The organism is Viridibacterium curvum (assembly GCF_039544165.1).
In the GTDB taxonomy this organism is placed as follows: domain Bacteria; phylum Pseudomonadota; class Gammaproteobacteria; order Burkholderiales; family Rhodocyclaceae; genus Viridibacterium; species Viridibacterium curvum.
This window is the reverse complement of the sequence record NZ_BAABLD010000008.1, coordinates 260590-284818: the sequence shown is the minus strand read 5'-3', so window position 1 is coordinate 284818 and position 24229 is coordinate 260590. Positions and strand designations below refer to the sequence as shown.

At 63.7% G+C, this 24229-nt stretch carries 27 protein-coding genes; 13 read left to right on the top strand and 14 right to left on the bottom strand.

Features of this window, described 5'->3' with window-relative positions; translation table 11 throughout:
- Positions 1-7: 7 nt before the first annotated feature.
- The 9 genes from ABEA02_RS09015 to ABEA02_RS08975 form a co-directional block, all read right to left on the bottom strand.
- Positions 8-2218 (bottom strand): TonB-dependent hemoglobin/transferrin/lactoferrin family receptor, encoded by a 2211-nt coding sequence (locus tag ABEA02_RS09015; protein WP_345532574.1) that lies wholly within the window; start codon positions 2216-2218, stop codon positions 8-10.
- A gap of 173 nt (positions 2219-2391) precedes the next feature.
- Entirely contained in the window at positions 2392-3690 is a 1299-nt protein-coding gene (locus ABEA02_RS09010) for an ABC transporter permease (RefSeq protein WP_345533623.1), read from the bottom strand.
- Positions 3690-4409, bottom strand: a complete 720-nt coding sequence (locus tag ABEA02_RS09005) for an ATP-binding cassette domain-containing protein (protein ID WP_345532573.1) — start codon at positions 4407-4409, stop codon at positions 3690-3692. The genes ABEA02_RS09010 and ABEA02_RS09005 overlap by 1 nt, the downstream gene beginning before the upstream one ends.
- Positions 4406-4957, bottom strand: coding sequence for a DUF2796 domain-containing protein (locus tag ABEA02_RS09000; protein ID WP_345532572.1), 552 nt, complete (start codon positions 4955-4957; stop codon positions 4406-4408). Before ABEA02_RS09000 ends, ABEA02_RS09005 begins: the two co-directional genes overlap by 4 nt.
- Positions 4958-5085: 128 nt before the next feature.
- The gene (locus ABEA02_RS08995) at positions 5086-6129 is read right to left on the bottom strand and encodes an alpha/beta hydrolase family protein (RefSeq protein WP_345532571.1); all 1044 of its coding nucleotides are present in this window, start codon (positions 6127-6129) and stop codon (positions 5086-5088) included.
- A 66-nt stretch (positions 6130-6195) separates the two neighbouring features.
- Positions 6196-7266 (bottom strand): CobW family GTP-binding protein, encoded by a 1071-nt coding sequence (locus ABEA02_RS08990; RefSeq protein WP_345532570.1) that lies wholly within the window; start codon positions 7264-7266, stop codon positions 6196-6198.
- Positions 7256-8053 carry a ZIP family metal transporter gene (locus ABEA02_RS08985; RefSeq protein WP_345532569.1) on the bottom strand — a complete coding sequence of 266 codons (798 nt, stop codon included), beginning with the start codon at positions 8051-8053 and terminating at the stop codon, positions 7256-7258. The genes ABEA02_RS08990 and ABEA02_RS08985 overlap by 11 nt, the downstream gene beginning before the upstream one ends.
- A gap of 14 nt (positions 8054-8067) precedes the next feature.
- Positions 8068-8520 carry a Fur family transcriptional regulator gene (locus tag ABEA02_RS08980; RefSeq protein ID WP_345532568.1) on the bottom strand — a complete coding sequence of 151 codons (453 nt, stop codon included), beginning with the start codon at positions 8518-8520 and terminating at the stop codon, positions 8068-8070.
- A gap of 68 nt (positions 8521-8588) precedes the next feature.
- Positions 8589-8909, bottom strand: coding sequence for a hypothetical protein (locus ABEA02_RS08975; protein WP_345532567.1), 321 nt, complete (start codon positions 8907-8909; stop codon positions 8589-8591).
- A gap of 85 nt (positions 8910-8994) precedes the next feature.
- Between ABEA02_RS08975 and ubiE the strand changes: the two genes are divergently transcribed.
- Entirely contained in the window at positions 8995-9732 is a 738-nt protein-coding gene (gene ubiE / locus ABEA02_RS08970) for a bifunctional demethylmenaquinone methyltransferase/2-methoxy-6-polyprenyl-1,4-benzoquinol methylase UbiE (RefSeq protein ID WP_345532566.1), read from the top strand.
- Between the two features lie 13 nt (positions 9733-9745).
- Here the strand turns inward: ubiE and ABEA02_RS08965 are convergent, their stop codons facing one another.
- A complete protein-coding gene (locus ABEA02_RS08965) occupies positions 9746-10930 on the bottom strand; it encodes an STAS domain-containing protein (RefSeq protein WP_345532565.1) in 1185 nt (394 codons plus the stop codon).
- A gap of 82 nt (positions 10931-11012) precedes the next feature.
- Entirely contained in the window at positions 11013-11420 is a 408-nt protein-coding gene (gene dksA / locus ABEA02_RS08960; RefSeq protein WP_345532564.1) for an RNA polymerase-binding protein DksA, read from the bottom strand.
- A gap of 158 nt (positions 11421-11578) precedes the next feature.
- On the opposite strand from dksA, the gene ybgC reads away from it, so the two are divergent.
- The 8 genes from ybgC (at position 11579) to queE (ending at position 17393) form a co-directional block, all read left to right on the top strand.
- Complete coding sequence (gene ybgC, locus ABEA02_RS08955; RefSeq protein ID WP_345532563.1) at positions 11579-12010, top strand: tol-pal system-associated acyl-CoA thioesterase; 432 nt, start codon at positions 11579-11581, stop codon at positions 12008-12010.
- Positions 12011-12688 (top strand): protein TolQ, encoded by a 678-nt coding sequence (gene tolQ / locus ABEA02_RS08950; protein WP_345532562.1) that lies wholly within the window; start codon positions 12011-12013, stop codon positions 12686-12688.
- A gap of 40 nt (positions 12689-12728) precedes the next feature.
- Positions 12729-13148, top strand: a complete 420-nt coding sequence (tolR, locus tag ABEA02_RS08945; protein ID WP_345532561.1) for a protein TolR — start codon at positions 12729-12731, stop codon at positions 13146-13148.
- Between the two features lie 13 nt (positions 13149-13161).
- A complete protein-coding gene (locus ABEA02_RS08940; protein ID WP_345532560.1) occupies positions 13162-13965 on the top strand; it encodes a TonB C-terminal domain-containing protein in 804 nt (267 codons plus the stop codon).
- A 26-nt stretch (positions 13966-13991) separates the two neighbouring features.
- On the top strand, positions 13992-15257 hold the full coding sequence (gene tolB, locus ABEA02_RS08935; RefSeq protein WP_345532559.1) for a Tol-Pal system beta propeller repeat protein TolB: 1266 nt from the start codon (positions 13992-13994) through the stop codon (positions 15255-15257).
- A gap of 52 nt (positions 15258-15309) precedes the next feature.
- On the top strand, positions 15310-15861 hold the full coding sequence (locus ABEA02_RS08930) for an OmpA family protein (protein WP_345532558.1): 552 nt from the start codon (positions 15310-15312) through the stop codon (positions 15859-15861).
- Between the two features lie 84 nt (positions 15862-15945).
- Positions 15946-16719 carry a tol-pal system protein YbgF gene (gene ybgF / locus ABEA02_RS08925; protein WP_345532557.1) on the top strand — a complete coding sequence of 258 codons (774 nt, stop codon included), beginning with the start codon at positions 15946-15948 and terminating at the stop codon, positions 16717-16719.
- Positions 16716-17393: a 7-carboxy-7-deazaguanine synthase QueE gene (gene queE / locus ABEA02_RS08920; protein ID WP_345532556.1), complete on the top strand. Its 678-nt coding sequence runs from the start codon at positions 16716-16718 to the stop codon at positions 17391-17393. The genes ybgF and queE overlap by 4 nt, the downstream gene beginning before the upstream one ends.
- 3 nt (positions 17394-17396) lie before the next feature.
- Here queE and ABEA02_RS08915 read toward each other — a convergent pair whose 3' ends face one another.
- Both ABEA02_RS08915 and sbcB read right to left on the bottom strand, forming a co-directional pair.
- A complete protein-coding gene (locus ABEA02_RS08915; RefSeq protein ID WP_345532555.1) occupies positions 17397-17609 on the bottom strand; it encodes a DUF3820 family protein in 213 nt (70 codons plus the stop codon).
- Positions 17609-19048, bottom strand: a complete 1440-nt coding sequence (gene sbcB, locus ABEA02_RS08910) for an exodeoxyribonuclease I (RefSeq protein ID WP_345532554.1) — start codon at positions 19046-19048, stop codon at positions 17609-17611. The genes ABEA02_RS08915 and sbcB overlap by 1 nt, the downstream gene beginning before the upstream one ends.
- A 175-nt stretch (positions 19049-19223) precedes the next feature.
- Between sbcB and ABEA02_RS08905 the strand changes: the two genes are divergently transcribed.
- The 4 genes from ABEA02_RS08905 to ABEA02_RS08890 all read left to right on the top strand — a co-directional run bounded on the left by ABEA02_RS08905 (position 19224) and on the right by ABEA02_RS08890 (position 22123).
- A complete protein-coding gene (locus tag ABEA02_RS08905) occupies positions 19224-20129 on the top strand; it encodes a c-type cytochrome (RefSeq protein WP_345532553.1) in 906 nt (301 codons plus the stop codon).
- A gap of 65 nt (positions 20130-20194) precedes the next feature.
- Positions 20195-21166 carry a potassium channel beta subunit family protein gene (locus ABEA02_RS08900; protein WP_345532552.1) on the top strand — a complete coding sequence of 324 codons (972 nt, stop codon included), beginning with the start codon at positions 20195-20197 and terminating at the stop codon, positions 21164-21166.
- A gap of 10 nt (positions 21167-21176) precedes the next feature.
- Entirely contained in the window at positions 21177-21770 is a 594-nt protein-coding gene (gene rdgB / locus ABEA02_RS08895) for an RdgB/HAM1 family non-canonical purine NTP pyrophosphatase (RefSeq protein ID WP_345532551.1), read from the top strand.
- Positions 21770-22123 carry a DUF2782 domain-containing protein gene (locus ABEA02_RS08890; protein WP_345532550.1) on the top strand — a complete coding sequence of 118 codons (354 nt, stop codon included), beginning with the start codon at positions 21770-21772 and terminating at the stop codon, positions 22121-22123. The genes rdgB and ABEA02_RS08890 overlap by 1 nt, the downstream gene beginning before the upstream one ends.
- Before the next feature lie 144 nt (positions 22124-22267).
- Here the strand turns inward: ABEA02_RS08890 and ABEA02_RS08885 are convergent, their stop codons facing one another.
- The gene (locus tag ABEA02_RS08885) at positions 22268-24085 is read right to left on the bottom strand and encodes a hypothetical protein (RefSeq protein WP_345532549.1); all 1818 of its coding nucleotides are present in this window, start codon (positions 24083-24085) and stop codon (positions 22268-22270) included.
- Positions 24086-24229: the final 144 nt, after the last annotated feature.

Genomic DNA, 24229 nt, shown 5'->3' with positions numbered 1-24229 from the left:
GAGCTCCTCAGAAGTCGTAACGGAGGGAGACCGAGGCGTTGCGGCCCGGTGCGGTGTAGGCGTCCTTGGTGGTGCTGTTGTCGGCTACGCCGTAGGTGTCGGACCAGCGCCAGTACTTCTTGTCGAAGACGTTGTTGAGGCTGGCTTGCACGCTGACGTTCTTGACCGGGCGCCAGGTCGCGCCAAGGTCAAGCACGGTGTAGGAAGGCGTCGCGTAGGCCGGTGTGGTCGTCGTTGAGCTGACGGCGATGCCATTGGTATCCGCTTGCTTCTTGGCACGGCTGTGCGTGACGGTGGCGCGTGCGCCCCACGCCGCCTGGTCGTAGCGAAGGCCGGCGACGACCTTCATCGGCTGGATGGTGTCTAGTGGCGCCTGGACGCCATTGGTCGTTGTCGTGCCGCGGGCGTAGGCAACGCCGGCGTTAGCTGTCCAGCGTTCGAGGAACTGCAGTTCGCTGCGTGCTTCCCAACCGCGGATGCGGGCCTTGCTGTAGTTCACGTACTGGTAGATCGACGGGTCAGACACCGTGCCGGCACCGCTGACCACGGTCTGGCTGATGAAGTCCTTGTACCGGTTGTCGAACGCGGCGAGCGAGTAGCGCAGGGTGTCGACCTTGCCGCGCAGACCGACTTCGACGCTGTTCGAACGCTCCGCCTTGAGGTTGGGGTTGCCGATGCTCTTGTAGCCCGAGGCTGAGTTGGTGAAGCCGTTGTTGACCTGGTCTGGCGTCGGGGCACGGTAGCCCTGTGCATATTGCGCATAGGGGGCCAGCGCGGGCAGCGCACGCCAGACGAGACCCAATCGCGGTGTGGCTGCCTGGCCAGACAGCTTGCTGGTCTCGCCAATGTAACCGTCGCCCGAAGGCGTGAGGGTGTAACGGTCGAAGCGCAGGCCGGGGATCAGACTGACCTTGCCGAGCTCGACTTCGTCCTGCACGAAAGCGCCCAACTGCGTGTACAGCGTGTCGGGGAAGGGCTTGGTCGGAAAGGTTTCGCCGAAGGGCGCCACCGTGCCGTCGCGCACGCCGCTGAATTCCGATCGGCTGGCATCGAAGCCGTAGGTAACGCGCTGGTTCGCCGTGCCGCTGAAGTTGCTTTCCAGCTGGGTAGCGAGGCCCACAACGCTTTGCTTGTAGGTGTTGTTGCGGGTGCGATCGGCTGAGGTGAAGCGGTCTTCAGCCGAGAACTGGTTAACCTTGGCGTCCTGCCAGTAGAGGCGCGTTTCGGCACGCTGTAGCCAGCTGCCATTGACGTCGCCAAAGCGGTGTTCGAGCGATACGCGCTGGCGGTCGATGCGGTCCGTCGTATCGAGATCGATCACGCTGGAGGCCGCGTACGGCGGTACGGCACGGCCCGAGTACACCTCGGTGTTCTGCTCGCGACGTTGCGATTCGGCGGTGAGGCCGATCTTGTGCTTGCCTGTGATTGCGTAGTTGAGCTTGCCGAGCAGGTAGCCATTGTCATAGTCGACGGGGTTGGGCTTGGTGCGATTGCTGTTCTGCGCGTCATTGCTGCCCTTGTTGCCGACTTCGTGGCCCTGACGGTAACTGCCGAGCACCAGCGCTTCCACGTCACCCGTACGGCCAGCTGCGGCCAGCGTGGTGTTGTACGAGTTGTCGATGGACGAGTAGCCCCCACGCATGAAGCCATTACTGGTGCTGCCCGTTTTCAGAATGTCGAGTGGGTCCAGTGTGCGGAAACTCACTGCGCCAGCCACGCCATCGCTGCCGTATTGCGTCGATGCAGGGCCGCGCAGCACTTCAGCGGTCTTGAGGCCATCGACTTCGAGGTAGTCGCCGCGCCCCGTCGAGAAGGAAGCAAAGTTGAAGCTGTTGGGCAGGCGAATGCCATCGACAAGCATCAGCACGCGGTTGCCTTCCAGGCCACGGATGTTGATGCCCTCATTACCCGCACGGCCGGTGGCGGCACCCGCAGCGGTAAAGCGAGTCGCCGCACCACGCACATTGACGTCGAGTTCATCGCGGAAGGCGTCCTTGATGTCGCGCGCATTCTGTTCTTCGATGCGACGTGCGGGCGTGACGGTAACGGTGCTGGGCACGTTGTCGACGCGGCGCTCGGTACGCGTCGAGCTGACTGTTACTTCGTCAAGTTGAGTGACGCCCGGTTGCGAGGGCGTGGATTGCTGGGCCAGCAGGGGGGCGGGAGCGAAGCCCCAGGCCATGCCGAGCGCCAGCGCAAGGGGTGTTTTGCGCAGCACAGTGTTTTCCTTTGAAAGTCGGACACGTGCTGGCGGAGGCTGGCTAGTGGGATCCCGGGACGATCGGCGCGGCAGTGATGAAAGGTTTGCGCTCGATCAAGACGCCAAGTCTAAGTGAGAATTATTCGCAATGACAAGGGTTCTGTGCCGCGTTACAACCGCCCGGGGCGCTATCAAAGGCGTGGGTTGAGGCCATCGGCCAGTGATAGCAGGTAGGCGCGGACAGCGGGAATCAGGCTGGCGACGAGGCCGGCGCCGAAGATCAGCGCAGCGAGTGCCGAGCTTTCGGCGCTGAAACCAAAGGCGGCGGGAGCAAAGCCGTAGTGGCTGAGGAGCCAGGGGCCGGCGAGCGTCCAGCCGAGGCCCAGCAGCAGCCAGCCAGCGACGATGCCCAGCGCCGTAGTGAGCAGGCCTTCGATGAGCAGCAGGGCGAGGATGGCGCGCGCGCTGGCGCCGACCGAGCGCAGGATGGCGAGCTCGCGGCGGCGCGCATCGAGGCTGGCGAGCAGACTGGCGACGAGGCCGGCGAGGCCGACGATGGCGACGGCGGCGAGCACGAAGAACAATGCACGCTCGCCGATGCCGGCGAGTTCCCAGAGCTCGTCGAGCGCCACGCCGGGCAGCACGCCCATCAGGGCTTCATCCTTGCGGGCAGCGATATCGCGCTGCATGGCAAAAACCTGCGCGCGGGATTTGAGGCCCACCAGCACTCCGGTGACCGCCTTGGGTTGCAGGTCGAACTTCTGTGCGAACTCGGCGGGGATGCGGAAGCCGGGCGTTGCGCCTTGTCCGGCGCCCATGCCGGCAATGGGCGCGCCCTGCCAGTCGAGGTGGATCGCTTCCATGGCCTGCAGGCTGATGAACAGCGTGCGGTCGGCCGGTGTGCCGGTGGGCGCAAGGATGCCGGTGACGGTGAAGGGTTTGTCGGCATGGTCGGCACCTTCGATGGCGTCGCTGCCGTGCGTGAGGATGAGGCGGCTGCCGGGCTGGTAACCCAGCTCGCGCGCGACCTGCGCGCCGAGCACCACATCGAACAGACCCTTGAACGGCGCGCCCTGTGTGATACGCAGCGTGGCATCGTCGCCGTAGCGGAACAGCTCGAAGTAGCGCGCCTCGGTGGCTAGCACGGGGAAGCCCTTGTGCGAGTCGCCCAGCGAGACGGGCAGCGTCCAGCGCACGGCTGGGTGCTTCTCCAGCCACTGCGCCGAGGCCCAGCTCATGTTCTGGCTCGCCTCGCCCATGTGGAAGACGGCGTAGAGCATCAGCGAGAGGCTGCTGCCGCGCGGGCCGACGATGAGATCGGTGCCGCTCACCGAAGCGCTGAAGCGCTCGCGTACGTCCTGCCGCACTTGCGACACACCGAGCAGCAGCAGGCTGGCCAGCGTGATCGAGGCCAGCGTGAGCAGCAGCGCGCCGCGCCGGTTCCAGGCGCTGGCGATGGCGATGCGCAGGAGTGGCGTCAACATCGGCATCACGCGCTGACCTCTTGCCCGGCACGGTTCAGCTGCGCCAGTGGCTGCACGCGCGCAAAGCCATCGGCCAGGCGCATGTCATGGCTGACGAACAGCAGCGCGGCATTGGACGCGGCGCACTCGCGTCTCAATAGGTCGAGAAAGCGTGCCTGCCGTGTGGCGTCCAGTGCCGAAGTAGGTTCGTCGGCAATCAGCAGCTCGGGGCGGCCGATCAGCGCGCGTGCGGCAGCGACACGCTGCTGCTGGCCCACAGACAACTCGCTGGCGCGGCGCGACCACAGGGTCTTGTCGAGATCGAGGTGTTCCAGCAGGCGCGTGGCCTCGCTGCGCGGGTCGATGGCGCGCTGGCGACGCAGGGCCGAGAAGCGGCAAGGCAGTAGCACGTTGTCCAGCGCCGACAGGTAGGGCAGCAGGTTGAACTGCTGGAAGAGGTAGCCGATGTGGTCCACGCGCAGGCGGTCGCGCCGCGCGGCACTGGCCTTGGCGTACGACTGGCTGAGCAGCTGGATCTCGCCCTGCTGCGGCAGCAGCACGCCCGCCAGCAGCGACAGCAGCGTGCTCTTGCCGCTGCCGCTCTCGCCATGCAGGAAGACCTGTTCGCCCGCCGCCAGCGAAAAATCCGTCAGCTCCAGCGTGGGCCGGGCCTGACGCGGCCAGCGGAAGACCACATCGCGCGCGGCGATGATGGTCTGGCTGCTGGCGTTGGCGGGGCTGCTCACCAGCTCAGGGTACGCGATTTGCCGTTGAGCTTGGCGGCGTGCTGACCCTTGGCGCTGGCGGCGCGCGCATCCACACGTTGCAGCAGCGAGAAGGCGTCGAACAGATTGACCGTCACGCTCTTCACCGCAGCAGGTTTGTCGCAGCGGAAGACGAATTCGCCATCCAGATCGGCGTGGCCCTCTTCCTTGGCGCCTGCGGCCTTGGCGCCTGCGGCATTGGCGGCCGGTGCCTCGCCGAGCAGCGCGGGGTCAATCACGGCACTGGCGAGCTTCACCGATTGCAGCTTGCAGGCGGCGTCAGCGCTGATGACGAACAGCTTGTCGGCAGCGCGCAGCTTTTCGGCCGCCTTCTTGACGCGCTCCTGCTCGTTGGCGTTCTTCGGCGCACGCTCGAAGCCGACCAGGCTCTCCAGCGGCGCCTCCAGCGCCAGCGTGAGCGTGTTGCCGTCGAGGGCGATGTCGAGTTCGGCCTTGCCGTGCGAGTGGCCGCCAGCCGCGAAGGCGGTGGTGCTGAGGGTCAGGAGCAGCAGGGAGAGGGTGTTGCGCATGGCGGTATCCGGCTCGGTGGTAAGAAGGGAGAGGCATTCAAACACACCGAGCGCTTCTCTTGCAACAAAGTTGCAAATGCATGATGTCGCCGGGCCGGCTCGGGGCAGATTCGGGGTATGGCGGCGCGTCAGGGGCGCATCAGTGCCGTGGGGCTTTCACCCTGGCGCAGACCGTCAAGAATGGCCGCATGCCTGTCGCGCCAGGTGGTGAGGGCCATGCGCTGCGCGGGAAGGTGGAACTGTTCCTGCAGGAACAGGCGGACGAGTTCGCGGGTGGCCTGTTTGACCATCGGGTTGAGTTCGGCGCCACCGGTGTTGAGGCGGTCGGTGAACATGCTGTGCGAGCCGCCCTTGAAGACGGCGAGCAGCTTCTGCGTGCTGCCAATGGCGTCGAAGACCTTGATGCGGTCGATGGCTTCGGAGTGGTAGCCGGGCACGTTGATGACGTCGGCCGTGCTGGTGATGTGCAGGCTGGGCAGGCGGATCGGCTGCAGGATGGGGCTGAAGTCCGGTTCGCCATAGAACGGGGGCGAGGAGATCAGCACGGCGGCCTTGATGCGCGGATCGCGGAACTGCAGCGTCTCGCCGTCGCGCTGGACCTGCGCGCCGCTGATCAGCAGGGTGGTGTTGGCGCCGTAGGAGTGGCCGGCGGCGGCGATGCGGCTGGCATCGATCTGGCGCGCGTAGTCCGAGGCGAGCAACTGGTCGAGGGCGAAGCGCAGATCTTGCACGCGGGCGACGGCCTCGTCGTCACCCGCAGCCTGCATGAGGCGCAGGGCGGTGGTCAGGCGGTTGCCCTGCCACAGGGCACGGTCGCTGCCGACGTGCTGGACGTGCAGGCTGGCCATGCCGTGCGCGGCCAGGTCGCGGCCGATGTAGCTGTAGCCCTCGCGCGAGCCACCCAGACCGTGCGAGAAGATCACCAGCGGAACCGGTGCAGTCTGTGCCGAGCTCGGCAGATACAGTCGCGCAGGCACGGCACGGTCGCGTGTCGGGTCCTGCCAGGCAAGGTCCAGTGTGCTGAAACTGTCGTCGGGGCGCACCTGCGAGGGCAAGGCCGCCATGGCCCATTGCGGCGGCGACATGCAGGCAGCCAGCGTCCACAGCAGGCCGAGCAGCGCGGCGATACGCCATAGGGGATGCCTTACGGAAGTCAGGGGGCGGCGCGGCATAGGGCGTCCTTGTGCGGTCACTGCTTGCTCAGATGCCGGAGCGTCGGCTCAGTTCCCGGTGGTGGATCAGGCGCTGTGCGCCTGCCCGCAAAAGGCAGAAAAGGCCTTCTCGATCACGCTGCGCGGCAGATCATCGACGATGAAGACAAGGCGCGTGCTGTGGTCTTCGTCGGGCCAGGCGGTGAGGCTGTGGCCGGGGTAGCGCTCGTGCTGCACGGCATGCAGCACGCGCGGGGCGTCTTCACCAGCTACGGCTACCAGCCCCTTGACGCGCAGGATGGCGTTGCCGACCACGCTCAGCAGGGTGTCGATGGCTTGCGCGAAGGCGGGCCATTCGAAGGGCTGCTCGAAGCGCAGCACATGGGTCTGCACCGATTCCGAGTGGATGGCGAGCGGTGCGGCCTTGCGCTGACCGAACACGCCGCGCCCGGCCTGCAGGCGGGCCTGTTCGGCGGCGCGTACTTCACCGAGCCACGCAATGGCTTCGGCCGGTTGGGCATCAAGGCGATACGGCGAAAGCCCCGACAGCAAGCCTTCCGGCACGCTGCCGGGCGTGCTGCGCCAGCAATTCACGCTGGGATTGAGTTCTTCAACGCGCGCCTCGGCAAAGGCGATGTCGGTCTCGCTGGCGAGGTCGCACTTGGTGAACACGATGCGGTCGGCGAGCACGATCTGACGCCGCGCTTCGGCATGCTGCGTGGTCTGCCAGTGCACGTTGCGCACGTCCAGGGTGCTGACCACGCCTTCGAGCACATAGCGCTCTGCGAGGAAGAAATCTTCGACAAGCGTGTGGATCACGGGCGCCGGATCGGCGAGGCCGGTGGTCTCGATGATGACGCGGTCCAGAGCGGGAATCTCGCGGCGCAGACGGCGCATGAAGAGGTCGCGCAGCGCCTTGACCAGATCGCCGCGTACGGCGCAGCAGAGGCAACCGGATTCGAGCAGGGTGATCTCTTCTGACACCTGTTCGACCAGCAGGTGATCAAGGCCGACCTCGCCGACCTCGTTGATGAGCACCGCGCTGCCCGCCATGGCGGGGTCGCGCAGGATGGTGTTGAGCAGCGTCGTCTTGCCGCTGCCGAGGAATCCGGTCAGGAGTGTGACCGGCACACGACGTTCGTGTCGCTCAGTGCGCATGACCGAGTGTGGCGACGGCGATCAGCGCGATGCCGCCCAGCATCCAGGCGGTCTGCCACATCGAGGTGGCGCGGTGGCCCTCGCGACGCAGCAGGGGCAGGAGGTCGGAGATGGCGATGTAGAGGAAGCTCGCTGATGCGACGGTGAGCACGTAGGGCAGCAGGGCGCGCGTCTCCGACAGGGCGAAATAGCCCAGCACACCGCCAGCGACGGCAGCCAGGCTCGACAGGCCGTTGAACAGCAGCGCGCGCTGCGTCGACATGCCCGAAGCACGCAGGATGGCGAAGTCGCCAGCCTCCTGCGGAATCTCGTGCGCGATGACGGCAAAGGCGGTGCTCCAGCCCAGTGCCGGATCGGTGAGGAAGGCGGCGGCAATCAGCACGCCATCGACAAGGTTATGGAAGCTGTCGCCCAGCATCACCGAGAACACGGTGTTGCCGCTCACGCCGTGTCCATGACCGTGGTGATGATGGTGGTCGTGCGCCGGGCAGTGGTGGTCATGCCCCTCTTCGTCGGGGTGCGAATGACGCCACAAGGCGATGCGCTCCAGCCCGTAGAAAACCAGCAGACCGACCAGCAGGGTGGTGAAGAGCTGATGCGCGTCGACATCGGCCTCGAAGGCTTCGGGCAGCATGTCGAGCAGGGCCACGGCCAGCAGCACACCGGTGGCAAAGCCCACCATGCGCGGCATCCAGCGGTTGGGCACGCCCATCAGCAGCAGGCCTGCCGCCAGCACACTGAGCAGGCCGCCGGCGAGGGTGGCAAGAATGATGTGGGTAAGCGTCATGAGGGGCGTGCCTGTCAATCCTTGTTGGTCTGGGCGGCCGGGGCGCTGTCTTCTTGCTTGCAGCGATCGCAATGGCCGGTGACGCACAGTTCGACGGCGCGGCTGGCAAAGCCCCTGGGGAGAGCTGGCGGCGTAGCGGGGATGTCATCGAGACAGAACACCTTGCCGCACGCATCACAGCGGAAGTGGGCGTGCGCCGAATGTGTCGGCGACGCGGCATTCGCAATGCTGAAGCGGAAGACGCGCTGGGCATCCGTCACGCGATGGGCCAGGCCCGCTTCGACCATCCAGTCCAGCACACGGTAGAGGGTGACACGGTCGATGCCCGTGCCATCCAGCGCGGTTTCAACGTCGTGATGGCTGAGTGCGCGGTCGGCGCTCTCAAGCAGGCGCAGCACGGCCAGGCGGGCTGGCGTGGCCCGCGCGCCCGTGGCCCGGATGCGGTCGGCGTGGGTCGAGGAACTCATTCCGCCATTGGACCATAGCGACGTTGCTCCTGCAACAATGTTGCGTTATTGCGATTCCCCTTATGGGGCTACTTCACTGCTTCCTTGACCTTGTGGGCGGCTTCGCCGGTCTTTTCGGCCACGGCACCGACGGCCTCCTTGGTGACCTGTTTGGTCTTGTCGTAGACCTTCACGGCGACCTCAGCGGTCTTCTTCCCGATCTTCTTGCCTGTTGTGGTGACGGCGCTCGCCGCCGAGGTGGCAGTGTCCGCAACGACTTCGCCGGTCTTCCTGGCGGCGTCGACCGTGGCGTCCTTGGCTGCTGCGGCTTTTTCGGCCAGTTCGGCTTGTGCGCCGCCCAGCAGCGTGCAGGCCAGCAGCGCGGCAATCAGTGTGTGTTTGCGAGACATGGCGTCCTCCGTTCGCGAGCTTGAAGCATGCCCGTTAGAATAGCGACCTCGGCGCGGGGTTCCCACGCCATTCAGCGGAGCAGTCATGAGCGATCAGAACACCCATTTCGGATTCGAAACCGTGCCGGAGCAGGACAAGGCGCGTCGCGTGGCCGGGGTGTTCTCGTCGGTGGCCAGCAAATACGACGTGATGAACGATCTCATGTCCGCAGGCATGCATCGGCTGTGGAAGGCTTTCACCATCCAGATCGCCGGCGTCCGCGAAGGTGAGCGCGTGCTGGACGTGGCGGGCGGTACTGCGGACCTGTCGCTGGCTTTCGCGAAGCAGGCTGGCAGCAGCGGCCAGGTCTGGCTGACCGACATCAACCACGCCATGCTGAGCGTGGGGCGCGACCGCACGACGGACAAAGGTTTCCTGTTGCCGGTGGCACAGTGCGACGCCGAGAAGCTGCCGTTCCCCGACAATCATTTTGATCTTGTGACCGTGGCCTTTGGTCTGCGCAACATGACGCACAAGGATCAGGCCCTGGCCGAGATGCGCCGCGTGCTCAAGCCGGGCGGCCGTTTGCTGGTGCTGGAGTTTTCGAAGATCTGGCGGCCGCTGAGCAAGGCTTACGACCTTTACTCCTTCAAGGTCCTGCCCTGGCTGGGCCAGAAGGTGGCGGGGGATGCAGACAGTTATCGCTACCTCGCCGAGTCGATCCGCATGCACCCGGATCAGGAGTCACTCAAGCAGCTGATGGGCGAAGCGGGCCTGTCGCGCGTGGAATTCTTCAACTTGGCTGCAGGCGCCGTGGCTCTGCATCGCGGCTACAAACTCTGAGCGTTTGCGGAGATCAGGCGGTTTTGCGGCGTTCGATCGTCGCGACCTGATCAACGCCCATCACGCGCAGCAGCGCTGCGACCAGCGCATTCGGGTGGTGGATCACGGTCAGCTTGCCTTGGCCTTGTAACTGGGCGAGCTGGTTGAACAGCGAGCCAGCGCTGACGAATTCGATACGGCGCGTCTGCGAAGCGTCGATTTCGATGCGTGTGCGTTGCGAGGCGTAGACGGCGAGCTGACGGAAAGCTTCGGGTTGGTTGCCAGCAATGACGCCCGTCATCGGGAAGCGATCCACTGCAGCTTCCGGTTCGGCGGCCACGGGTTCTGGCGCGGCCTCTTCGACAGGCGCGGCGGGCGGTGCTTCGTAGGCTGGCGGCGACTCTTCGAAGGTGATCGCGTAATTGAGCGCCACTTCGTCGAATTTTTCAGCGTTGGCCATCTGCTGGATCAGCGACAAGGCGAGCAACCAGTAGGCCTGATTGCTCTTTTCGCCGATCACCAGCTTGGGTTCAACGAGGGACAGTGCGTGCGCTGAGCCGGCCAGCACAAGTTTGGCCTTGGCTTTTTTCAGTGCTTCGACCGTTTCCATCAGCAGGGCGCAGCCGGAGTCATCGATTCCCTTGATGCGCCCCAATTCGATGCGCAGGCTGCCCATTTTCAGACCGATGCGGACAAGCTGCTCGAACTGTGATCGGGCGTTGCCGGACAGGTTTCCTGACAGGTTTACCGAGGGGGCCGAGCCTGCGGCGCGACGTTCCGGAGTCGGGCTGGGCGTGCTGGCGTCCCAGACTGGAGGCGAGATCTCGAAAGTCTTGGAATAGGCTTCCGACCGAGCGTCGAATGCGGTGCGGTTGCCGGTCAGGCGGTACAGGTCAAAGAGCATGGACCACAGCTCTTCCGAAGCCTTGCCGAGCGCGCCATCGATGGCTGCTTCGAGCACAGCGCGGGCACCGTCCTCGCTGGCGTTGGCGTACAGGATGGCAGCCTCTTCGATGGCTGCATGTTCTTCCTGCGAGGATTCCGTAACCTTGATTTTGCCCGCTGCCGCAGCAAGGGCGCGACCCACGTCGCCAGGGGCGCCAAGGTGGGTGAGATCCATCGTGGTCGTCGTCAGGTCACCCTTGGGGTCGCGTGCGCCTTTGGAAGGGGCGCTCGCCTCCTTTTCATTGGGCTTCTTGCCGAAGAGGGACATCGCCATGGTGGGGTCTGTTTTCTGGGGGCTGTGTTTCGGACAGCCTGCCCGGACAATCTTTCGTAATGCTTACTGGTCGGCTGACAGGTCAGTCGGCGTACATCTTCTGCATGCGTTCGCGGCGCGCCTGGGCTTCCACCGACAGGGTGGCGGTAGGGCGTGCCAGCAAACGGGCGAGGCCAATCGGTTCGCCGGTTTCTTCGCAGTAGCCGTAATCCTCTTGCTTGATCCGCTCCAGCGCCTGGTCGATCTTCTTGAGCAATTTACGTTCCCGGTCACGGGTGCGCAGTTCAAGTGCGTGCTCTTCTTCGACGGTGGCGCGGTCGGCTGGATCAGCGACGGCTTCCTGTTCGCGCATGTGCTCAACAGTCTCGTCTACCTTGAGCTGCAACTCGTTGCGCATGGCAAGCAGTCGGTCCCTGAAGAAGGCCAACTGCTTTTCATTCATGTACTCCGACTCGGGCATCGCCAGCAGCTTGGCTTCGGTCAGTGCCATGGGCATTCCCCCATCTCTTTATGGTCGAACAATAAATGCGGCATTCTGCCCCACTCCGCAGCGCTTTGACAGTGGCGCTACAGGCAGGATTAACGGTCACAAGGGCTGTCCGGTTGAGAGCCGCGCCGATGCTTGGGCAGCGAGGGTACAATACTTTCATGCAAAAAACCGAGACCCATGGGGCGGTCTTCGAGTGGCCTGTCAGGGTCTACTACGAAGATACGGATGCCGGTGGCGTGGTCTATCACGCCAATTACCTGAAGTTCTGCGAGCGGGCCCGTACCGAGTTCCTGAGGCAGCGCGGGCTGGATCAAGGGGTGCTGAAAGCCCGCGAGGGCCTGGTATTCGTGGTGGCGCGTCTGGATGCCGACTATCTGCGCGGTGCGGAACTGGACGATGCGCTGGTGGTTCAAAGCCGGGTCCAGACCGTGGGTCAGGCCCGTGTAATCTTCGATCAGACCATCCTGCGGGGGGATGAGCGCGTTTTTCGTGGCTCCTTCACCATTGCGTGTGTGGATTGGGCGCAGCGCCGCGCGGTGCGTATTCCCGATTCAATCAAAGAACTTTTCCTGCAAGCCGACGAGGACTGAATGATTTCTGCCGATGACATGTCCATCCTGAGCCTGGTGGCGAATGCCAGTCTGGTCGTGAAGTTCGTGATGGGATTGCTGCTGGCCGTGTCCGGCATCTCGTGGTACTGGATCTTCCGCAAGGGTTTTGCCCTGCGTAGCGCACGCAATGCTACGAGTTCTTTCGAGCACCAGTTCTGGACGGGGGGAGACCTTACTGCTTTGTATCGTGCGGCCAGCGCCGACCGGGATTCGGCAGGCCCTTTGGCGCGCATCTTCGAGGCGGGTTATCGTGAGTTTGCCAAGCTGCGTGGGCAGGCCGGGCTGGAGGCTTCAGACATCATTGATGGTTCGCGCCGTGCCATGAAGGCGACGCTGCAGCGCGAGCTGGACGACCTGGAGGCACATCTCGCCTTTCTGGCGTCCGTGGGCTCGGTGAGTCCCTATGTCGGTCTGTTCGGGACGGTCTGGGGGATCATGAATGCTTTCCGCGGGCTGTCGAACGTGGGGGCTGCAACGCTTGCCCAGGTCGCGCCCGGGATTGCTGAGGCCCTCGTGGCAACGGCGATTGGTCTCTTCGCGGCCATTCCTGCGGTGGTAGCCTACAACCGCTACGCCCATGACGTGGATCGTCTGGCCATCCGCTTCGAGAGTTTCACAGAAGAGTTCTCGAACATCCTGCAGCGCCAGATCCGATAACTGGGCCTGAGGCCGAACGCCAGCCCGACGGAGCAAAACCATGCGCCAGCGCCGCTTCATGAACCAGATCAATGTCGTGCCCTACATCGACGTGATGCTGGTTCTGCTTGTGATTTTCATGGTCACGGCACCGATGATGCCGACGGGCACGATCGACCTGCCGAGCGTGGCGAAGTCGACGCCGCCCAAGCCGCAGTCCGCCCCTCTGCAGATCGATATCGCCAGCGAGAAGGATTGGACGTTGCGTGACACGGCAAAGCCTGGCGCCGCGGCGGAGAAAGTCGGCAAGGAGCAGTTGCTGGCGCGCATCAAGACTGCACAGGGGCTGAATCCGGATCAGGCTGTTGTCATTTCGGCCAGCAAGAGCGTGCGTTACGAGACGGTCATGCAGGTCATGGACCTGCTCCAGCGCAACCAGGTTGCCAAGGTTGGCCTGCTGGTGCGCCAGCCGGAGAACTGAGGGACAGCCGGCCATGTACGCCCTCGATATGCCGCCCGCATTGGCGCGCGAGGCTCCGGGAAAGTGGCTCAGCCTGGTGCTCACTGTGCTGATGCACGCCCTGTTGGCCCTGGTGCTGTTCGTGGGCGTGCAGTGGCAGCACAAGGTCATCGAGCCCGTGCAGGTCGATCTGTTCCGAGAGCTGCCTCCGCCGATTCCTGCTCCGCCCCCGCCAGCGCCTGAGCCTGTGCGTCAGACGGTTGCGCCGCAGCCCGAACTTGAGCCCGTGCGCAAGCCCGATATTGTCTTGCCCAAACCGCCGGACAAGCCGGTCAAGAAACCAGAGCCGCCCAAGCCGGAGCCCCCGAAGCCCGAGCCGCAAAAGGCAGAGCCGCGTCCAGTGGCGCCTCCGGGACTGGACGCTCGTCAGCTCGAGCTGTTGAATCGTGACCGCGTGGAGCTCGATACGCGCAAGCGTATGGCGGCGGCGCAAGCCAGTTCCCGAGCCCTTATTCAGGCCGAGGTGGAATCCGAGGGGGTGCGCAAGGCGCAGTTCGACTGGATCAACTTGATCGAGGCCAAGGTGAGGGGCAACCTGACCGGTACCATCCCGCCAGGGGTGACGGGTAAGCCCAGTGCGGAAATCGTGCTGGAACTCTTGCCGGATCGCAGCATCAAAGAGGCCAGCGTGCGAATTGTCCGCAGTTCTGGCAATGCAGTGCTGGACAGGGCGATCGAGGGAGCCATCTACAAGTCTAGCCCCTTGCCCCCACCGCCAAGTCCGGAAGCGTTTCAACGTAACTTCCGTTTCGTTTTCTATCCGTTAGGCAAGCCCTAGCCCCGCATTGGATATACTTGCGCCCCATGCAAAGACGCCAATTCCTCCAGTCATGTCCCGCGCTCGCGTTGGTTCCTGGTCTCGCAAAGGCTGAACTGACTGTCGAAATCTCCGGCATGGGGGCCAATCTGATCCCCATCGCGGTGAGTCGCTTTGGCGGGGAAAACCAGCTGCCCAAGCCGATCTCAGAAGTAATCCGTGCCGACCTGGAACGCACGGGGCTGTTCCGCTTCGTTGACGGAGCTCCGGTTGTCGATCCGGCACGCCCGGACTGGTCGAACTGGCGCGGACTGGGGGCTGACAACCTGGTGGCCGGTTCGGTGCGATCCCTGCCCGATGGCTCTGCCGAGGTTGTGTTCCGGTTGCATGACGTCGTGCGCCAGGCGGAGCTCAAGAGCGCTTCGCTGGCGATCCGGCCGGAAAACTGGCGCATCGCTGCGCACAAGATCGCTGACTTCGTGTACGAGCAACTGATTGGCGTGCCGGGCGTTTTTTCGACCCAAATCGCTTTCATCCAGAAGCAAGGTCGCAGCTATCGTCTGCAGATCGCCGAATACGACGGCAGCAATCCTGCCTCGGCTTTCTCGGACGACGAACCCATCATCTCGCCGGCCTGGTCGCCGGACGGCAAGCGTATCGCCTACGTGTCCTTTGCGCTGAAGAAGCCAATCATCTACGTGCAGACCGTGGCAACGGGTCAGCGTTACGTAGTGGCCAACTTCAAGGGTTCGAACTCTGCGCCGGCCTGGTCGCCGGATGGCCGTCGTCTGGCTATCGTGCTGACCAAGGACGGTATTTCCCAGCTCTATATGATCAATGCCGATGGCAGCGGCCTGCGTCGCTTGACCGAGTCCGTGGCCATTGATACGGAGCCTTGCTTCTCCGCAGATGGCAGGTGGATCTACTTCACTTCCGACCGTAGCAGCGGCCCGCAGATCTACAGAATGCCAGTCGACGGAGGTGACGCGACGCGCGTCACTTTCGAAGGCAGCTACAATGTTTCGCCACGCATCTCGCCCGATGGCAAGACCTTGGCGTACATTTCCCGCAACGGCGGGCGCTTCCAGCTCATGGTGCAGGATCTGGCTACCCAGCAGACGCTGGCTCTGACCGATACCGCCAAGGATGAATCGCCCACTTTTGCACCAAATGGTCGCCTGATACTCTACGCAACCGAAGTAGGGGGTCGAGGCGTGCTGTCGGCCGTGTCGGTCGACGGCAAGGTCCGCTACAAGCCCCTCCAGGCTTTCGGAGACATCCGTGAGCCAGCATGGGGGCCGCTGACAAGCTGATCTGCTAGTATTGCGCCACCCTTGTTCCGAGAAACCAGATACGGGAGTAGACATGAAAATCGCATTGCCCTTGAGCATCCTGCTGGCCGCCGCCCTCGCTGCTTGTAGTTCCACGCCGGAAGCGCCCGCAACGGCACCGGCCGCTGCTCCCGCAGCCACAGCCGGTACCGCATCGACCGCACCGGCCGCCAAGCCTGCTGAACCGGCCAAGCCTGCTGCTACCACGCAAGCCCCGGCCAAGAAGGATCCGTTCGAAGATGCCAAGTTCAAGATGCTGTTCGCCAAGAAGGACATCTTCTTCGAGTACAACAGCTTCGAAGTGCAGCTGGACTACTTCGACATCGTTGAAGCCCACTCCGCCTGGATCAAGGCCAAGGGCGCCAAGGTTCTGCTGCAAGGTAACGCCGACGAACGCGGCTCCAGCGAGTACAACCTGGCTCTGGGCCAGAAGCGTGCTGAAGCTGTGAAGGCCATGATGAAGTCGCTTGGCGTCAAGGAAGAACTGGTCGAAGCCGTCAGTCTCGGCAAGGAAAAGCCGCGTAATCCCGCCAGCAACGAAGCCGCCTGGGCCGAAAACCGTCGCGTGGATGTGATCTACAAGTAATTCGCGACAGCAGCAAAATGAATGCGGGGTGTCCGGTGCTTGCACCGCACACCCCGTTCGTCTTGATAACCGCCGGGTTAACGCATGAACCAATCCATCCTGATCCGTAGCCTGCCACTCCTGCTGGCGCTGCTTGCACTGCCAGCACGCGCTGGCCTGTTCGACGACGACGAAGCACGCAAGCGCATCGAACAATTGCGTATCGACGTGGATGAGCGCACTCAGCGCCTGGAGCAGGCGGCGAAGGGGCAGGCATTGCTGGTTAACCAGATCGAAGCCCTGCGCGCCGAGATCGCCAAGTTGCGTGGACAGATCGAGGTCAACACCAACGATATCGATCAGAACCAGAAGCGCCAGAAAGACTTCTATGTTGATCTGGACACCCGCATGCGCAAACTGGAGGCGGCGATTGCCGAGCTGAACCAGAAGATCGCAGCCAACGCGGCCGCGATTGCCGCGCGCCCGGCCGAGCCGGTGCTGGATCCGGCCAACGAGCCCAAGGACTACGAAGCAGCCGTCGGCTTCCTGCGTGCGGGCAAGCACGTCGATGCGGCATTCGCATTCCGACAGTTCATCAAGAACTGGCCGAAGAGCAGCTTCATTCCCAGCGCGCATTACTGGGCCGGCACTGCGCTGGTGCAGGCGCGTGATTTCGAGGGGGCGGTAGCCTACTTCGACAAGGTCGCCAACAATTGGCCGGATGACATGTTGGCCCCGGATGCGATGCTGGCCCTGTCGAATTGCCAGCAGGAGCTGGGCGACAGCAAGACTTCGCGCAAGACGCTTGAAACCCTGGTCGCCAAGTATCCCAAGAGTGATGCGGCCAAGACCGCCAAGCAACGCCTGACCAAGAAGTGACCGCAGTAGCAGAGACCGTGCAGGCGCCCAGCGAGCGGCGCCTGCGTATCACCGAGATCTTCTTCTCGCTGCAAGGGGAATCGAGCCGCGTCGGCCTGCCGACGGTGTTCGTGCGCCTGACCGGTTGCCCATTGCGCTGCACCTGGTGTGACACCGAGTATGCGTTCCATGGCGGGGGCTATCGCAGCTTCGACGAGATTTTCGACGAGATTGCGACGCATGGCACCCCTTATGTCTGCGTCACCGGCGGTGAACCGCTCGCGCAGCGCGAATGCCTGGGCCTGCTGCGTGAGCTGAGTGATCGCGGTTACAAGGTGTCGCTCGAAACGAGCGGTGCGCTGGATATTTCCGGTGTCGATGCGCGCGTCTCGCGCATCATGGATCTGAAGGCGCCGGGCTCGGGAGAGGTCACGCGCAATCGTTGGGAAAACATTTCGTATCTCAATGCGAGTGATGAGTTGAAGTTCGTGTTGGCAGACAGGGCGGACTACGATTGGGCGTGTGATGTGCTTGCGCAACATCAGCTTATCGGGCGCTGCCCGGTGTTGTTCTCCCCTGTGCAGGGCAAACTCGCGCCGGCCGATCTGGCCGAATGGGTACTGCGCGACAAGCTGCCGGTACGCATGCAGGTGCAGCTGCACAAGGTCATCTGGGGCAACGTGCAGGGACGTTGATATTCAGCGTCGCCTCAGTGGATCGAGCAGGGCGCGCAGGTTGTTGTGATCCAGCTCATGCATCAGCGACAGCAGACGCCCGATCTGACCTTTCGGAAAGCCTTCGCGCGCAAACCATCCCAGATAGTGTCCGGGTAAATCGGCCAGCAAGTGGCCCTTGAACTTGCCAAAAGGCATTTCCGTTGCGACAAGGCGTTCCAGGTCTTCAGGTGACATCAGCGTAGTGCCGGCGCGATTTCTTCCGCGTAATCGTAGAGCGCGCTGAGGATGGCCTCGCCGCGTTCGTCAACGGTCTCGCTGAGTTCATCGATACGGTCGAAATAGGCGCTCAGCGTGCATGTGCTGCCTCCGCCTTCGTGCAGTTGCATGACACGGTGGGTTTGCCAGCGCGCTGCTTCCTGCTCGCTCAGGGATTCCGGGAAGTTGCGTGCGCGGTAGCGGAATACGACTTCTTCGAGGCGCGCGTCGTCGAAGCTGAAGCGCTCGCTGGCGAGCGCACTGGCATCCAGTGAGCGCAGGCGGTTGAGGACGCGGCGATCGGCGTTGCCGACGAAGCCACCGTAGAGATCTTCATCGACGTCAGGTGTCCTGTCCTCGGCGGGGCGGCGGAAAACCTCGGGCCACAGGCGCGCCAGTTCTGGTGCGCGGGCGGCATTGGCCGCATGGCGTTCGGCCTGGGCAAGATCGATGCCCCACTTCTCGGCCATGGGCGCGCTGAGTGTCTTGAGGTTGCCGATCACGATCGGTGACTTGTTGATGTGGATGGTCTTCACCGGCAGGCGCGTGACGCCCTCGGGCAGATCTTCGGCCTTGCTGAACATGCGTTCGCGCATTGTGGCTGCGTCGAGCGTGAAGAGTTCAGAAGGATCATGGGCGAGGTCCCACACGATGACCTCGTTCTTGTTCGTCGGGTGTGCGCCCAGCGGGTAGCACACGGCGATGCAGCCGCGCTCGGCGCCAAACATGCCGGAGACATGCAGGAAGGGGCGTGGGTTGAGCAGGTCGATTTCGGCGAGCACCGCATCCTTCTTGCGCAGCTTGAGGCAGAAGTCCCACAGGCGTGGCTGCTTCGTCTTGATAAGGCGCGCGAGCGCAATGGTCGCGCGCACGTCGGACAGCGCATCGTGCGCCGCGTCGTGTAGCAGGCCGTTGGCAGCGCTGAGGTGTTCGAGTTTGAACGATCTGCGGCCGTCATCATGGTTTGGCCACTCGATGCCCTCGGGGCGCAGGGCGTGTGTGCAGCGCACGACGTCGAGCAGGTCCCAGCGACCGCAGTCGTTCTGCCATTCACGCGCATAGGGGTCGATGAGGTTGCGCCAGAACAGATGGCGCGTGACTTCATCGTCGAAGCGGATGGTGTTGTAGCCCACGCCGATGGTGCCGGGTGCGGCGAGTTCCTGTTCGATAGTGGTGGCGAAGGCATGCTCGGGCAGACCCAGTTCGAGGCAGGTCTGCGGCACGATGCCGGTCAGCAGGCAGGCCTCGGGGTCCGGCAGGTAGTCGGGCGCGGGCCGGCAGTACTGCATCACCGGCGTGCCGATCGCGTTGAGATCCATGTCGGTACGGATGCCGGCGAACTGCGCGGGGCGGTCGCGACGTGGCACGGCGCCGAAGGTTTCGTAGTCGTGCCAGAAGAAAGTGTTGGGCGAGGGCATCGGGCGAGGCTGATGGGTGCAGTGGAACCTCATTCTACCGACCCTTCCCTGACGGGCAGCCCTCCGGTCCTTCCGGACACTGGTTGTGCCCGGAGGCTTGCGCTGTAATGCCCGCGCTTGAGCGTGGCACGGGAGATGCTCGTGTCACGTACAGACAGACAACAGGGAGAGTGTCATGAACAAGTGGATCCGGCGTGGCTGCGTCAGCCTCGTCGTGCTGGCGGCCGGGCTGACGGTCGCCGTGAGTGCCGCGGTGATGTACAGCAATGTGAAGCGCGAGCGTGTCGTTGAGATCAAGCCTTACCCACTGGCCTTGCGCGATGACGCGCAAAGCATCGAGCGTGGCCGCTATCTGTACGCATCGCGCGGCTGTGCCGATTGCCATGGTGCGGATGGCGCGGGCCGCAGCTTCATCAATGACGGCAATGGCATGCACGTTGCGGGCCCCAACATCAGCCCCGGTGCGGGCAATGTGGTGGCCAACTACAAACCGGCAGACTGGGAGCGCACGATACGTCATGGCGTCAAGCCGGATGGACGCCCTCTGCTGATCATGCCTTCCGAAGACTACAACCGCCTCACCGACGAGGATCTCGCTGCTCTGGTGGCCTATGTGCGCCACCTGCCGCCTGCGGCGGGGCAGGGCGCCATTCTGGAGCTGCCTGTGCCGGTACGGGCGCTGTATGCGTTGGGTGTCGTCAAGGACGCGGCCGAGCGTATCGACCACAGTCTGCCGGTACAACAGCCGGTGGCTGAAGGCGTGACAGTCGAGCACGGCGCATACGTGGTCAATATGTGCAAGGGCTGCCATGGCGAGGGCTTGTCCGGCGGCAAGATTCCGGGCGCGCCGCCTGACTGGCCGGCCGCCGCGAATCTCACGCCCGGTGAAGGCTCCACGATGCCGCAGTACGCCAGTGCCGAGACCTTCATCGCCATGTTCCGCACCGGCAAGCGGCCGGACGGCAGCACGATCAGCAAGGTGATGCCCTTCGACGCACTCGGCAAGTTCAGCGAGACCGACATGCGCGCCCTGCATCTCTACCTGCAGGGTGTGCCGGCGCGCGCGTACGGCGGGCGCTGAGCCGGCGCTGACAACCTCGCGGCGTACAATTGCGGACACCGTCTTGTCCGTCGCGAGGAGTTTGCATGGAGTACCGTCGTCTGGGCCGTTCCGGCCTCAAGGTCAGCGCCCTGTCCTTCGGGTCGTGGGTGACCTACTCCAACCAGCTCGACACGAAGCTCGCACGCGAATGCATGGCCGCCGCGCGCGATGCCGGCGTGAACTTCTTCGACAATGCCGAGACCTACGCCGCCGGCGCGTCGGAAACCATCATGGGTGCCGCCCTGCGCGAACTGGGCTGGGCGCGTGAGCACTACGTGGTGTCGAGCAAATTCTTCTGGGGTCTGTCGGACGACCCCAACGGCAAGAACACGCTCAATCGCAAATACCTCCTCGGCGCCATAGATGGTTCGCTCAAGCGCTTCGGGCTCGACTACATAGACCTGATCTATTGCCATCGGCCTGACCCCAACACGCCGGTCGAAGAGACCGTGTGGGCCATGCACGACATCATCAACCGTGGCAAGGCGCTGTACTGGGGCACGTCGGAATGGAGCGCTGACGAGATTCGCGCGGCCTGGGAAATTGCCGAGCGCCACCACCTGCACAAGCCGGTGATGGAGCAGCCGCAGTACAACCTGTTCGTGCGCAAACGCGTCGAGCAGGAGTATCGACGCCTCTACGAAGATCTGGGATTGGGACTGACAACCTGGAGCCCGCTCGCGTCCGGCTTGCTTAGTGGAAAGTATGTGGATGGCATTCCCGCTGGCTCGCGCGGCACGCTCAAGGGCTATGAGTGGCTGCAGGAACGCTTGCGCGACGAGCCGCGCAATGCCGCTGTGCGCAAGCTGCTGCCGCTTGCGCAGGAGGTGGGCTGCAGCCTCTCGCAGCTGGCGATTGCCTGGTGCCTGCGCAACCGCAATGTATCCAGTGTCATCACGGGCGCTTCGCGCCCTGCTCAGGTTGTCGAGAACATGAAGGCGCTGGAGGTCGCGCCACGTCTGACGCCGGAGCTCGTTGATCGGCTGCAGGCGGCGTGCGAAGGCGCGGTGAACTAGGATGAATGGAATGAAGAAGCTGGTCATGGCCTCCAACAACGCGGGCAAGCTGCGTGAGTTTTCGGCACTGCTCGCACCGCTGGGTTGGGAGGTGATCCCGCAGTCGGCGCTGGGCGTCAGCGAAGCCGAGGAGCCGCATCACACCTTCGTCGAGAACGCCCTCGCCAAGGCGCGGCATGCTGCCGTGCAAACGGGCCTGCCGGCACTTGCCGATGATTCCGGTATCTGTGTGGCCGCGCTGGAGGGTGCGCCCGGCGTTTATTCGGCGCGTTTTGCCGGCGAGCCGAAATCGGACGCGCGCAATAACGCATTGCTGATCGAGAAGCTGGCTGGTGTGGCAGATCGTCGGGCGCACTACGTCTGTGTGCTGGTTTTCGTGCGTGGGCCGAACGACCCGCAGCCCATCATCGCGGAAGGCGAGTGGCACGGTCAGATCATCGATACTCCGCTGGGTGAGGGCGGCTTCGGTTACGACCCGTATTTCTTTTTGCCGGCGCACGGCATGACGGCCGCCCAGTTGCCGGCAGCGCAGAAGAACGCCACCAGCCATCGCGGCGTGGCGGTTGAGACCTTGTTGGCGCGTTTGCGCGCAGGAGGTGTGTGATGAAACGGATGACCGTAATCTGCCTGATGAGCCTGACCCCGCTGGCCTGGGCGGCTGACGTACCACCCCCGCCCGATCTGCAGCCCATCGAAGAGCCGCGTGCTGTCCAGCCACCGCCAGCGAGTGCTTCTGAGCCTGCGGTGAAGCCCGGCAGCGAAGTGACCGTGCGCAAGAACCAGGAAGCGCGCATCGAGGAGTTCCGCCTCAAGGGGCGCCTCTACATGATCAAGGTCTATCCGGTCGTGGGTATTCCCTACACGCTGATCGACGAACAGGGGAACGGCGTTTTCAACCGCACTGACGGACGCGGCACGCCAGGGACACAGGCGCAGTGGAGAGTGCTGAGCTGGTAAGCGCGGCGGCCGTTTTGTAGGGGCGGTTTTAACCGCACGATCCTGCACCGCAAACCGCTCGTTGCTTCTGCGTAGTGGCGTTAACAGCTTAAAACCCGCCCTGCAGAGAGCCCGCGTGCCTCGTTTGCCGCAGCGCGTGTCGTCTCACAGCGGTTTGTAACGCAGCGTCCATTGCAGCGTCAGCGGTGCATCGAGTCGCGCTGTGTGACGGCAGCGGATCAGGCTACGCATCGGCCCCATCGGTGCGCGGTATTCGGCAGCGTCGATGGCTTCAACACTGCAGTGGCTGAAGCCCTGTACATCGAAGCCCAGTACTTCTCCCTCGCTGAAGCGGAACCCCTGCGCTGACGATTGCGTGGCCCCCGCTGCGAAGCCCGCAAACTCCATGTCGATACGCACGTCACCCAGGGCGCCCACCGGTGTATAAGTGTCGGTGCGCGTGATGACTCCTGCGTCAAAGCGATAGCGTGTTTCTACCTTGATGCGTGCGTCCTTTACCGGGTTGCGCTCGCCGAGCTTGTCGAGCTCGTTTTGCCGGTATTGCAGTTCCAGTGCCGTGCCTTGCTGCGTGCTGCGGATGTCGCGCGCGAACGAACTGGCAATGAGCTTGCTGCCGTCGGCCAGCGTGAAGCGCGGCAGCTGCTGCGGGAAGCCTGCGTCGGCAGAGCCCTGTACGACGTTGTTGGCAAACGGGATCGGAAAGTAGGGATTGTTCATGTGTTGCGTGGCACCGCCATTCACGATGGGCAGGCTGAACACGCGCAAGCCATCGCGTACGGTCAGCAGTGCGCGGTCGTACTCGCCTCTGGCGAACCAGGTCAGTGTGTAGCGTGGCAGCTTGCGCAGCCAGTCCTCGAAGTCGCTGCGGCCCGGTTTGCCGCGATAGCCGATGCTGTTCCACAGGTTGTTGGTGTAGATGTGTTGATGCAGCAGGCTGAGGTTCTCGCCAAGGATGCGGTGCTTGCCGCGATAGGCGTCGGTGCGGCGGCCCTTGTCCCAGAGGTTGACCGAATGCATGTCACGGTCGTACCAGAAGTTCGCGTACTTGTTGCTGGCGGCCATGGCAAACGTGTAGGCCATGTCGCGTTCTTCAGCGCTCAGTACGTCGAGCCTGGCTGCGGCCGACAGCACTTCGAGGAAGGCTGTGTCGCCGTAAGCGCCGATCGAGCGGCCGAAATCGAAGCCATCGCCCTGCGGGTTGAGGCGCAGCAGGATGACGTCGACTGCGCGGCGCAGCCAGGCCTTGAGCTGCGGCGTCACGGGCATGTCGGTCTCGATGAAGCGCTGACAGATCTCGCCGATCAACAGGATGCTGTAGCGGTCGAAGCGACCCTCGCCATCGGTCTCGTCGGAGAAGCCGAATTCGCCGGAATAGGTCTGGTAGTGATTGACCATGCGTTCGAGCAGGATCTCGCTGGGGCGTGCTTCGTCCCAGCCCAGCAGGTAGCGCAGTCGCGCGATGCTGAAAGCCACGCCATAGTAGTTGGTGGGCAGTTTGATCAGCGTGAAGTCGGGTTGGCTCACGAAACCGCGCCATTCGAGGCGTTCGCGCAGGCGAGCCAGGGTCGCGGGTGATACGGCCTGTTCGAGCAGGCCAGCACGACGCAGGGTGTTGAGCGCCGACAGGTAGTAATAGATGCCCCAGGTCTCGTTGTCTTCGTCGACCGTCATGTCGGCAATCTGGCGATAGCCGGCGAGATAGTTCGCGAAGCGCGGATCGTTGCGTGGTGTGTTGAGCAGCAGGTAGCTCATGCCGATGGCGATCTTGCCGGGCAGGAACTTGTCCTTGCCGTTGAAGGCTTGCGTGCGATCGATGACGAGGGCTTTCTTCTCGTGTTGCAGGCGGTTGAAGAAGTCGTCGAGCTGCGGCAGCAACTCGGTGCTGACGATCTGGTCCAGCGTTGCGGACGGCGTGGTGGTCGCCGCAAGGGCGGCCGGGGGCAAAAGTTGGCTGAGGGACATCAAGAGACCTCCGGCAAAAAGGCGAATGTTCACGAGGCAACTCCTGCGTGAGGGCGAATGGAATGGGGGGACGGCCGGCCGTAAACGGCGCCTGCGCGGCGGGTTTGGCGTGAATCGTTTAACTCGGCGGAGAAGTATTGCTTT

Coding starts and splice junctions, on each gene's coding strand:
- ABEA02_RS09010 (WP_345533623.1), bottom strand. CDS start 3,690: ATGCCGATGTTGACGCCACTCCTGCGCATCGCCATCGCCAGCGCCTGG.
- ABEA02_RS09000 (WP_345532572.1), bottom strand. CDS start 4,957: ATGCGCAACACCCTCTCCCTGCTGCTCCTGACCCTCAGCACCACCGCC.
- ABEA02_RS08995 (WP_345532571.1), bottom strand. CDS start 6,129: ATGCCGCGCCGCCCCCTGACTTCCGTAAGGCATCCCCTATGGCGTATC.
- ABEA02_RS08990 (WP_345532570.1), bottom strand. CDS start 7,266: ATGCGCACTGAGCGACACGAACGTCGTGTGCCGGTCACACTCCTGACC.
- ABEA02_RS08985 (WP_345532569.1), bottom strand. CDS start 8,053: ATGACGCTTACCCACATCATTCTTGCCACCCTCGCCGGCGGCCTGCTC.
- ABEA02_RS08980 (WP_345532568.1), bottom strand. CDS start 8,520: ATGAGTTCCTCGACCCACGCCGACCGCATCCGGGCCACGGGCGCGCGG.
- ABEA02_RS08975 (WP_345532567.1), bottom strand. CDS start 8,909: ATGTCTCGCAAACACACACTGATTGCCGCGCTGCTGGCCTGCACGCTG.
- ubiE (WP_345532566.1), top strand. CDS start 8,995: ATGAGCGATCAGAACACCCATTTCGGATTCGAAACCGTGCCGGAGCAG.
- ABEA02_RS08965 (WP_345532565.1), bottom strand. CDS start 10,930: ATGGCGATGTCCCTCTTCGGCAAGAAGCCCAATGAAAAGGAGGCGAGC.
- dksA (WP_345532564.1), bottom strand. CDS start 11,420: ATGGCACTGACCGAAGCCAAGCTGCTGGCGATGCCCGAGTCGGAGTAC.
- ybgC (WP_345532563.1), top strand. CDS start 11,579: ATGCAAAAAACCGAGACCCATGGGGCGGTCTTCGAGTGGCCTGTCAGG.
- tolQ (WP_345532562.1), top strand. CDS start 12,011: ATGATTTCTGCCGATGACATGTCCATCCTGAGCCTGGTGGCGAATGCC.
- tolR (WP_345532561.1), top strand. CDS start 12,729: ATGCGCCAGCGCCGCTTCATGAACCAGATCAATGTCGTGCCCTACATC.
- ABEA02_RS08940 (WP_345532560.1), top strand. CDS start 13,162: ATGTACGCCCTCGATATGCCGCCCGCATTGGCGCGCGAGGCTCCGGGA.
- tolB (WP_345532559.1), top strand. CDS start 13,992: ATGCAAAGACGCCAATTCCTCCAGTCATGTCCCGCGCTCGCGTTGGTT.
- ABEA02_RS08930 (WP_345532558.1), top strand. CDS start 15,310: ATGAAAATCGCATTGCCCTTGAGCATCCTGCTGGCCGCCGCCCTCGCT.
- ybgF (WP_345532557.1), top strand. CDS start 15,946: ATGAACCAATCCATCCTGATCCGTAGCCTGCCACTCCTGCTGGCGCTG.
- ABEA02_RS08915 (WP_345532555.1), bottom strand. CDS start 17,609: ATGTCACCTGAAGACCTGGAACGCCTTGTCGCAACGGAAATGCCTTTT.
- sbcB (WP_345532554.1), bottom strand. CDS start 19,048: ATGCCCTCGCCCAACACTTTCTTCTGGCACGACTACGAAACCTTCGGC.
- ABEA02_RS08905 (WP_345532553.1), top strand. CDS start 19,224: ATGAACAAGTGGATCCGGCGTGGCTGCGTCAGCCTCGTCGTGCTGGCG.
- ABEA02_RS08900 (WP_345532552.1), top strand. CDS start 20,195: ATGGAGTACCGTCGTCTGGGCCGTTCCGGCCTCAAGGTCAGCGCCCTG.
- rdgB (WP_345532551.1), top strand. CDS start 21,177: ATGAAGAAGCTGGTCATGGCCTCCAACAACGCGGGCAAGCTGCGTGAG.
- ABEA02_RS08890 (WP_345532550.1), top strand. CDS start 21,770: ATGAAACGGATGACCGTAATCTGCCTGATGAGCCTGACCCCGCTGGCC.
- ABEA02_RS08885 (WP_345532549.1), bottom strand. CDS start 24,085: ATGTCCCTCAGCCAACTTTTGCCCCCGGCCGCCCTTGCGGCGACCACC.